The sequence below is a fragment of the Microcystis sp. M049S2 genome (genome assembly GCF_020245625.1).
Taxonomy (GTDB): Bacteria; Cyanobacteriota; Cyanobacteriia; order Cyanobacteriales; family Microcystaceae; genus Microcystis; species Microcystis ichthyoblabe_A.
On sequence record NZ_JADBUN010000247.1, the window covers coordinates 1 to 9,017 of the forward strand.

At 41.4% G+C, this 9,017-nt stretch carries 7 protein-coding genes and 3 pseudogenes; 4 read left to right on the plus strand and 6 right to left on the minus strand.

The window, feature by feature from the left end; genetic code table 11:
- A pseudogene (locus IM496_RS19365) lies at positions 1-79 on the minus strand (IS607 family transposase); the annotation flags it as partial.
- A 782-nt stretch (positions 80-861) separates the two neighbouring features.
- Here IM496_RS19365 and IM496_RS19370 point away from each other — a divergent pair.
- Positions 862-4,053, plus strand: a complete 3,192-nt coding sequence (locus IM496_RS19370; protein WP_228009798.1) for a DUF4257 domain-containing protein — start codon at positions 862-864, stop codon at positions 4,051-4,053.
- A 117-nt stretch (positions 4,054-4,170) separates the two neighbouring features.
- On the opposite strand, the gene IM496_RS19375 is transcribed toward IM496_RS19370, so the two are convergent.
- A complete protein-coding gene (locus IM496_RS19375; RefSeq protein ID WP_194017534.1) occupies positions 4,171-4,431 on the minus strand; it encodes a hypothetical protein in 261 nt (86 codons plus the stop codon).
- Positions 4,432-4,730: 299 nt separating this feature from the next.
- Here IM496_RS19375 and IM496_RS19380 point away from each other — a divergent pair, with 299 nt between their 5' ends.
- The 3 genes from IM496_RS19380 to IM496_RS19390 all read left to right on the plus strand — a co-directional run bounded on the left by IM496_RS19380 (position 4,731) and on the right by IM496_RS19390 (position 6,902).
- Positions 4,731-5,768, plus strand: a complete 1,038-nt coding sequence (locus tag IM496_RS19380; protein ID WP_194017532.1) for a fatty acid desaturase — start codon at positions 4,731-4,733, stop codon at positions 5,766-5,768.
- A 395-nt stretch (positions 5,769-6,163) separates the two neighbouring features.
- Entirely contained in the window at positions 6,164-6,427 is a 264-nt protein-coding gene (locus IM496_RS19385) for a hypothetical protein (RefSeq protein WP_194017530.1), read from the plus strand.
- Positions 6,411-6,902, plus strand: coding sequence for a type II toxin-antitoxin system VapC family toxin (locus IM496_RS19390; protein WP_287662964.1), 492 nt, complete (start codon positions 6,411-6,413; stop codon positions 6,900-6,902). The genes IM496_RS19385 and IM496_RS19390 overlap by 17 nt, the downstream gene beginning before the upstream one ends.
- A gap of 111 nt (positions 6,903-7,013) precedes the next feature.
- On the opposite strand, the pseudogene IM496_RS19395 reads toward IM496_RS19390, so the two are convergent.
- The 4 genes and pseudogenes from IM496_RS19395 to IM496_RS19410 all read right to left on the minus strand — a co-directional run.
- A pseudogene (locus tag IM496_RS19395) lies at positions 7,014-7,118 on the minus strand (PEP-CTERM sorting domain-containing protein); the annotation flags it as partial.
- Positions 7,119-7,169: 51 nt separating this feature from the next.
- A pseudogene (locus IM496_RS19400) lies at positions 7,170-7,505 on the minus strand (type II toxin-antitoxin system PemK/MazF family toxin).
- Positions 7,506-7,760 (minus strand): hypothetical protein, encoded by a 255-nt coding sequence (locus IM496_RS19405; RefSeq protein ID WP_079208873.1) that lies wholly within the window; start codon positions 7,758-7,760, stop codon positions 7,506-7,508.
- Between the two features lie 181 nt (positions 7,761-7,941).
- The gene (locus IM496_RS19410) at positions 7,942-8,661 is read right to left on the minus strand and encodes a PEP-CTERM sorting domain-containing protein (protein WP_287662966.1); all 720 of its coding nucleotides are present in this window, start codon (positions 8,659-8,661) and stop codon (positions 7,942-7,944) included.
- Between the last annotated feature and the right edge of the window lie 356 nt (positions 8,662-9,017).

The following is a 9,017-nucleotide window of genomic DNA, read 5'->3' on the forward strand; positions in this document are numbered from 1 at the left end:
GTAACTGCCCTCGATTCCACATTCTCCAAGCAGTGTCATAACTGATCCCTTTTTTCTTAGCATAATCTGATAGTTTCATGTGAACTGCAATGTAAACTTACACTAACCATATTAGCAGTTGTTTGCAGTCATTTGCATATACTTTTTACAAAACTTTACAATACTAAATCCGTTGGCTCTCCCGGGTTTGGTGGGTAAAATGTATTCTAAGATACGGTATTGCGGACGAGTGCGTAGAACGAACCACAGAGACACAAAGGACACAGAGATCGATCACTACTATATAAGTTAAACTTATCATACAAAGAATAAGACTGAAGTGCGAAATATGGGGTTAAATGAAACAGCCCTACCCCTGAATGGTTACAAATTTTTGTTAACATATTATCTACCGAAGAACCATAAATGTTATGATCGCTGGCAATTCCTGATCTGAATCTTTGCTACATGAGACCAATACAACCCAGCCAAACAGAACCTGTTATTGTCGCTCAGTCCTCCCCTGATCCTTCCCGATCAAATCCACCGTCAAGTAACGGCAGTTTCTCTTTAGTGCCGATAGGACTGACTGTTGTGTTTACTTTGATGCTGGTTGCTTTGCAGTCACAAATGGAAATAGAGAAGGGATTAACAAGTTAAGGCTTTGCACAAGTGGTATGTTACTGATCCAATCTTTACTAAATGGTAAGTTAGGAGATTTATTAGGTAAGTCGCCCCGCTCTCTGAATAAAGATAGCAACAACGGACAGGATAATTCCGACGGATAAGTAACAGTGAGATTAAGTCATCTAAGCCAATTAATACCCGCCGATAAAACTAATTTTTCAACAGTAAACAAACTAAGTTTTCGAGTCTAAGTTAATGAACAAACCAGAACAAAAACTTTTCCCTAAATTTTCCTACCCCAAAAAAACTGTCAATTTCATTCTTACCTTTGCCTTTGGACTTGGTATGGCTCTTGGCTTTGCTTGGTTAATCAGTCTTACAACTACGTCTCCCTGTCCACCAGATCCAAAAAGAACCTTAGAGTGTATCCAAGTCGTCAAAGCCATTAATATTATTGGTTTCTTCAAAAATATAAATATAAATATAAATCCTCTCTATCTAAGTCTGGTATTGGCTGGAGCATTAGGCGGGTTACTTTACTCCATATTACTTGACGGCGAGTTAGAATTGCCGTATTGGAGTAAGAAAAATCCCAATAATCTCAACCCCGGCTTTTTAGCGGAAATTTTTGTCGGAATAAGCGGGGCATTTATTGCCTATTCTGTCTTACCCCAAGAACTTAAGCAACCAGGCGATCAAGGCTTGGAAATCACAATTTTTGTCACTGGATTGGTGGGCGGCTACGGCGGTAAGGCCATCCTGGATGCGGCATTAGAGAAGGTAATGGAGCGGATAAAAACCGCTAACCTAGCCAAAGAGAAAGCAGAATCTCAGTCCAAGGAACTCGAAGAAAAAATACACATCCGCAATCTAGTCAACCAGCAGATTCAAAACGGGCTAAATCAGTCAGAATTATCAGAAATGCAAGAGAAACTTGAAGGTGCTACTGATGATGTTAAAAAAATTGTTTTTAATGTTGCCCATGATGCCCGTAGCTTGGGAAGACGAACTCTAACATTTAAAGATCGGGTCAGTAGAACAATTCCGATTTTTCAGTCCCTGGTAGCCAGTGATAACAATAATCCCTCGTATAATGCAGAGTTAGGTTATGCTTATATCAGTTCACAGCCTGCTGATTTAGACAAAGCCATCTCCTATCTCGATCGCGCCATCGAACTACGAGTACCGGGGGCATCAACGGAGGGAGATAGCTGGAAGTACGAAATGAATCGGGCGATCGCTAGAATTGGCCTTGGCAATTCTCAATCAAGGGATGATATCCTAAAAGATTTGTTTGCTGTTGAGCAGCGGAAAGGACTAGCACAAGCTATTGACGAGTACGAAAGGGATGGAGTAGATGGGGGAAATAATTCCATAAAAAACTGGCTGATCCAAAATCAAGATTGGCTAAGTCAACAGACTAACGGAAAAGCCTTACTTGATGAAATTCAACTTCCTGCGGCGGCGAAACCTGTCACCTCAACGTCAGCAGTAACCGAGAATCGGGCAGATTTGGTCGCTGCTCCCCCCAATACAAAGATTAAAGCAACCATTAAAACCTATCTGAAAAGGCAGCCCATTGATTCATCACAACTCGGTGAAAACGAGAAAAAAGAAGTTCCTGCGGGCCAAGAGTACAAAGTCCTCGAGTATTCAGAAGAAATTGACGGACATTGCCTAGTAGAGTTAGACTACGGTGCTGGCACTTGGTATATTTGGTCGGATCATTGGCATTTACCTTGGCAAAAATCTAGCAAAGACAATAGCCTATCATCTGTATCCGCGTCAGAATCAATTCAGCATCAAGGCGTTAATCTTGTCACTCGTCAGCAAGCTGAGTCTGTCTATGACGGAAAAGCCTTACCTGATGAAATTCAAATTTCTGAGCCAGCGAAACCTGTCACCTCAACGTCAGCAGTAACCGAGAATCGGGAAGATTTGGTCGCCGCTCCCCCCGAAACAGAGATTCAAGCAACCACTAAAACCTATCTGAAAAGGCAGCCCATTGATTCATCACAACTCGCTGACAACGAGAAAAAAGAAGTTCCTGCGGGCAAAGAGTACAAAGTCCTCAAGTATTCAGAAGAAATTGACGGACATTGCCTAGTGGAGTTAGACTACGGTGCTGGCATTTGGTATCTTTGGTCGGATCATTGGCATTTACCTTGGCAAGAATCTAGCAAAGACAATAGCCTATCATCTGTATCCGCGTCAGAATCAATTCAGCATCAAGGCGTTAATCTTGTCACTCGTCAGCAAGCTGAGTCTGTCTATGGACGTAAAATGAGTGATCAACAATTCAATGACTTAAACTCTTGTTTACAGCGATTTGAAATTAATACAGTGCCACGAATTAGACATTTTCTCAGCCAAACAGCCCATGAATCAGGAGGACTGCAATGGATGGAAGAAATTGCCAGTGGTAGTGCTTATGAAGGTCGCCGAGATTTGGGAAATGTCTCTCCTGGTGATGGTCGTAAATATAAAGGTGCTGGTGTTATTCAATTAACAGGCCGGCATAATTATCAGAAATTTGCAGACTTTATCAGGGATCAAAAAGTCATGCAGGGACATAGCTATGTTGCTCAAGTTTATCCTTTTACCAGTGCTGGATTTTGGTGGAAGAATAATAACATGAATGCTCTTTGCGATCGGGGTGGAACTGTTAGAGAGGTAACAAAAAAGGTTAATGGTGGTTATAACGGACTAGCGGATCGTCAACGTTATTACGATAAAGCTTGTCAAGTTATCAAAGAATTACCTTCTACACCTTTGCATACAGAAGAGTTAGCCGCACAACCCGAAACAGGCAAGGCAGCGAGAGAATCTAGCGATCAGGTTAGCAAAGTCGAAGTGGTTAAGGAGTCACCATTAAAGCACGCCAATCCAGCAGTACAACAACAAATAGACAGATTAACCCAATATCTGCCTTCGGGGAAAACCTTAAATCTTGAGACAAAAACCAGGTATTTCAGCCAGCGCGATAACTACAGGGATGCACATCGCACTTGCAATAGTAGTAGTAATGCGATGTATTTAGATTGGTTGTTGCGGATGATTGGTAAACCAGGTCTTGATAGTGATGATGGCTATCTCAAAAAAGTCTTCTCTATCGGCGACAGCCCTGATCACTCGGTTCAGACCAAGGCGATAAAGCAGTACGGCTTCAATACTAAATGGATGACTGATAGGGATACACCCTTTGTTGAGGACTTGGTAGAGGCTGGTTTTCCTGTTGTGGTGAACATATTGCATAAAGGTCCGATCACAAATCCTTCTGGTGGCCATATTATTATGCTGATTGACCAAAAAGCTGAAGACTGGATAGCCCACGACCCTTGGGGTACCTTAACATCACAATATAAGGAACATAAGGGTGAATATAGCCGGATCAGTAAACAAGAGTTTAATGCAAGGTGGCAAGGTGGCTACAGGATTTTAGCGTGATCAGAGTTAACAGGAGAGAACTCCACTCTACTCCCTTGTCATGTAAGGCTCTCCCGATATCATGGGGCAAAATGTTTGTTAGGAATGATGTCGGTTTTATCTCATCATCATGGAAAATTATTTAATATTTTTAAATACATTTTTCGGAGGATTCTTAATAATGACACTCACAACCATCGGCAGGGTACCGATTACTGGGAGACAGACAGCGTTAGAAAGTTGTTTAATAGCAGCGGTGCGAGAAACAGGAAAATTAATCTTTTTGTTTCTAAGAGACTTAAATGTCTTCCTTCCTTCAATTCCCGCATAAAAATCGGCAAAAGTCAAGCGACTATGGGTAAAATTTTTGTTAGCTGGACGAATAGGTAACTGGTTCATAATGTTGATTGAATGACCGAGCGTCTTATCTCTTTTCTCAGATATTATTGTACTAGATGCCCAAGGGGACAGACGGACAGACAGGGGGAGAATCTGATTAACTTTCCCCAGGGGCTTTTGTTAAGTTACATTAAGCCCTACAATATAATTCTGGTGAGTTAGACGAAATTCGCTCGATCGCTCGGTCTTATCCGCTCCTAGCTGAGACAGAGAAAAGATAGCGCATCGAGAAACAGAAAAATTGAGCTACTCAAGCTTTCGTCAATACTGCCCTGTTATCCATCTTGAGTTATAACCTAGTGTCCCAAACCCTACCTAAACCCTCCCTAAAAAGAGAATTTTTGCCATTTACCCTACAGGATATCCGTCTAGCTATCCCGGCCCGTTGCTTCCAATCAAGCGTTTTTCGCTCTTTAGCTTACTTTTTTTTTGATATTGGCATTATTACCCTACTTTACTGGATAACTTACCAGATTAATCAAGCATGGTTCTTCCCCCTTTTTTGGTTTATGCAGGGAACCATGTTTTGGGCCTTATTTGTCGTCGGTCACGATTGCGGTCACGGTTCCTTTTCCCGTTATCGTTGGTTAAATAACTTAATCGGTCATCTCAGTCATACTCCTATTCTCGTACCTTTCCACGGTTGGCGCATCAGTCATCGCACCCATCACGCTAATACTGGCAATATCGACACCGATGAAAGTTGGTATCCCGTCACGGAAACCCAGTATAACAATATGGCTTGGTACGAAAAATTAGCTCGTTTTCAGCTAATTTTATTTGTTTATCCCCTTTATCTTTTCCGCCGTTCCCCTAATAAACAGGGGTCCCATTTTATGCCCGAAAGCCCCCTCTTTCGCCCCTCGGAACGGTGGCAGGTACTGACTAGCACCGTTTGCTGTACCTTTATGTTAGGTCTATTAATCGGGGTGGGTATCAGCTACGGCTTTTGGTTTCTGTTTAACTACTACATCATGCCCTACATCGTCTTTGTGGTTTGGTTGGACCTAGTGACATTCCTACACCACACCGAAGATGATATTCCCTGGTATCGCGGTCAAGACTGGTACTTTCTCAAAGGGGCGCTTTCTACCATCGATCGCGATTATGGCATCTTTAATCCCATCCATCACCAAATTGGTACTCACGTCGCCCATCATATTTTTATCACTATTCCCCACTATCATCTCCAAGAAGCAACCGAGGCCATCCGTCCCGTCTTAGGAGACTATTATCGCGTCTCGAAAGAACCGATTTTCAAATCTCTCTGGCGGTCCTACCGCAATTGTCATTTTGTCAGTGACCAAGGCAGTAAGATTTTTTACCGCAAAAACTGATCCTGTCTTAGCTATCAGGAGGAAACGGCAGCAAAATCTGCCTCCTCCTCTCACACCGAGAATAGTTGCCAAAACTGGGGATAAAGTCTTTTTCTGGATTTGGTTCAGTGGCAAGGAATTAAGCTGATGCAGTGAAATTGAACAACGTACAAAGGGAATGACATCGGCAGAATTGGCCAAGAATCAAACAAATATCTAATCTGTTCTCTAGGATTTGATCATTTTGCTTTTCAACAGCTACTGGCAAGAGGATATTAAGCGCCTAGAATCTAAAAATTTACGATCAAGCAGGTCTAAAGAGTGAATTTTTATGATACTGTCTGTTGTAGTAGCTCAATTATTATAACTTTCCTATAAAAAATTAATTACTCAGACAGCAAAAAAAGTAGCAGATTATGACACAGGCAATCCTTACTCAAATCTTGAATCAGCTTGAGACTCTTGATATAAAAGAACTTCAGCTGCTTAATCAGAAGATTCAACAGTATCTTATGGATAAAGAAGAAGCTGAGAAACAAGCGGTATTTCACCAATCTCTTCTTGATGCTGGATTAGTCAAGCAGATTAAGCGTCCTTCATCTCAACCGATAACTGAGCGACGATTGATTGAAATCGAGGGAAAACCTATTTCAGAAACGATTATTGAGGAACGCCGTTAAATGGCACTTTATTTCTTATTTCTTAGATAGTAGTGCCTTGGTCAAGCGTTATATCAGCGAAACCGGTTCGGCGTGGGTATTGGGATTATTGGCTGCTGCTTTAAATAATGAAATATTTATTGCCGCAATCGCCAAGGTAGAAATTGTAGCTGCTATTACGCGAAGATCCCGCACTGGAAGTATTAGCGTTACGGATGCAACGGCAATAGTTCATCAGTTGAGAAAGGACTCGCTTAAAGATTATCAAGTCATTGAAATTACCGAAAGTATAATTAATTCAGGAATGGTATTAGCGGAAACTTATGGTTTAAGAGGTTATGACGCAATCCAGTTAGCAGTAGGTTGTGCTGTTAATACACTTTGCCTAGCTAGTGGTTTACCTTCTATCACTTTTGTCTCGGCAGATAATGAATTGAATGTCGCTGTGATCAGTGAGGGATTGCTGATGAAAAATCCTAATAATCATCCGTCTTAAGTAAGCGATAAGCTGTGAACTCTGAAATTTTTAGAGTTTAGGAATGTGGCAAAAAATAAACCCCTTCAAGGGAGTAAATGAAGGGGCGTTTATGGTATTTTTAGAAGCAATTTAGCCTACTTTTCTGGTTTCTTTTTCAGTAGATTTGGATGGTTTTAGTTTACGCTTCAGGGTTGCACCTGCGCCGAGTGTACTGACTACCAAGAGACTTAAAGTTCAAGTTTTCCAGAAAGAAAATTAAACTAATTAAACATTCATATTAGGGTTTTATGTTAAATCTAATGTGTATCGCATCGCCTCTTCCAATTGCTGTAAATAACTAGAAGAAAGTGTCCCCAACTATCTCTGAAGTCGTTGTCTATCAATAACAACAATTTGATAACATAAGGCTACTAATTCCTGATTTAAGCCTCCTTGTCCTGTGGGAATAACCATTGTTCTGGGGATTTGTGTGCGACGTAAATTACTGGTTAATGGAATTACAACAACAGTGCTAGTGAAGCGATCAATATTGTTATGTTGGACAATAATAACAGGTCGAATACCAGCTTGTTCTGAACCACGACTCGGATTCAAATCAGCTAGATAAATATCGCCTCGCATTTATTCCTTATCCTCTTGTTCAAGGTGAGATAAATAATCGGGTAAAATACTTTCTGAAAAGCTAATATCCTCTTGAGCAAATTCATTTTGTAACGATTGTGCTTCTGCATCTGAAATATTGTCCCATTTCTGAAAACGTGAATTTTTTTGTAAGGATTTGACAAATTCAAGGACTTGTTGCTGTTTTTCTAGCGGTAAAGTCTTAATACTTTGCAAAATCTGGTCTTGAAGATTATTAATATGGGTGATAGACATTTCAATTTTTACTATATTTACACTAGGCCAACCATCCTACCACAAAAAACGCTCTTGTTGTCAATTAGTTAGCAGCAATTAAATAATAGACAATAAACAATACACAAAAAACACCCCCTCAATTGACTAAATGAAGGGGCATTTATGGTATTTTAGAAGCAATTTAGCCTACTTTTGTGGTTTAGTTTTCTGATGTTTTGGAGGATTTTAGTTTGCGTTTCAGGGTTGAAGCTGCGCCTAATGCACCAAAGGAGCCAATAGCTAAAAGTCCAGCAGTTGAGGAGGGTTCAGGAACAGGTATAGCTCCAACGCAGCTACCGGGGCAACCGCCATAGCCATCGCCTGGCTCCCGGCGGTGGAAGGTGCTACCAAAATCCGGCCGGGTGAATACTTGATAATCTTCATTTTTAGTACCCCCTACATGGAAAGCTAGACCTCCAAAAGAAAAGTTACCAGCTTTATACCCTGCTGGAAGCACTCCCGGAGCAAAGCCACCATTGGGATTGTAAAGGTTATCCGTCGGCGAGTGGGGAATCAGGTCTATGGTTGGAACACCATTGAAAGGTGCATTAAAAACGCCAGAGCCTTCGGGAAGTATTGCAGTAATAGGGTTAGTGATGCCGCCTTCAGTCTCCGTTCCCGTCACGTTAAGGATTTTGTAACCTGTAAAGGTATAAGCTGGAGAAGTTAAACCACTGATTGGATCAGTGTAAGAAGGGGCGTTTTTCGTTGTAAGCGTGTCCTCCGTAGTCAGATTCAGTCTAAATAAATCACCGTCCGGAAAAGTTACAAAGTCGAACTGGAAGCTAAGTTGAGCGGCCTGAACAGAACTTGTAGATAGTCCGATGAGTGCAGTGGTTACAGCCGCTCCAAGAATCGCGGCTGAGATGCTGTTTTTCATTTTTTTTCTTCTCAATAGTGCGGTTATCCCCTCCCAGCTAGGTTAGGCAACACCCCAACCCAACGCCAAAGGGAGACAACGGGATTATACACATCCCCCCCCCCACAACTGTATTAAAATATACAATTTAATAAATCTTTACATTCTTCTCCCTAGCTTAGGGATTCACAGAAGAAGGAGTCTCAGGTGTTTTCTTCTGTTTTACTCCTTCTCAGGCGACCTATTGCCTTCCGTGAGGGATTTTGGTGTGGTATGTCGGATTTGCTGCTTAATTATTGGGAATTAATGAAATCTTGAGGATGAACGATGGTAATATTGGGAATAGGGATAAAGTCATCAGGATTAAAGGTTAATAA

What these genes read in the sequence shown, in the direction of transcription:
- IM496_RS19370 (WP_228009798.1), top strand. Translation starts at nt 862, where the DNA reads ATGAACAAACCAGAACAAAAACTTTTCCCTAAATTTTCCTACCCCAAA.
- IM496_RS19405 (WP_079208873.1), bottom strand. Translation starts at nt 7,760, where the DNA reads ATGTCTATCACCCATATTAATAATCTTCAAGACCAGATTTTGCAAAGT.
- IM496_RS19375 (WP_194017534.1), bottom strand. Translation starts at nt 4,431, where the DNA reads ATGAACCAGTTACCTATTCGTCCAGCTAACAAAAATTTTACCCATAGT.
- IM496_RS19410 (WP_287662966.1), bottom strand. Translation starts at nt 8,661, where the DNA reads ATGAAAAACAGCATCTCAGCCGCGATTCTTGGAGCGGCTGTAACCACT.
- IM496_RS19385 (WP_194017530.1), top strand. Translation starts at nt 6,164, where the DNA reads ATGACACAGGCAATCCTTACTCAAATCTTGAATCAGCTTGAGACTCTT.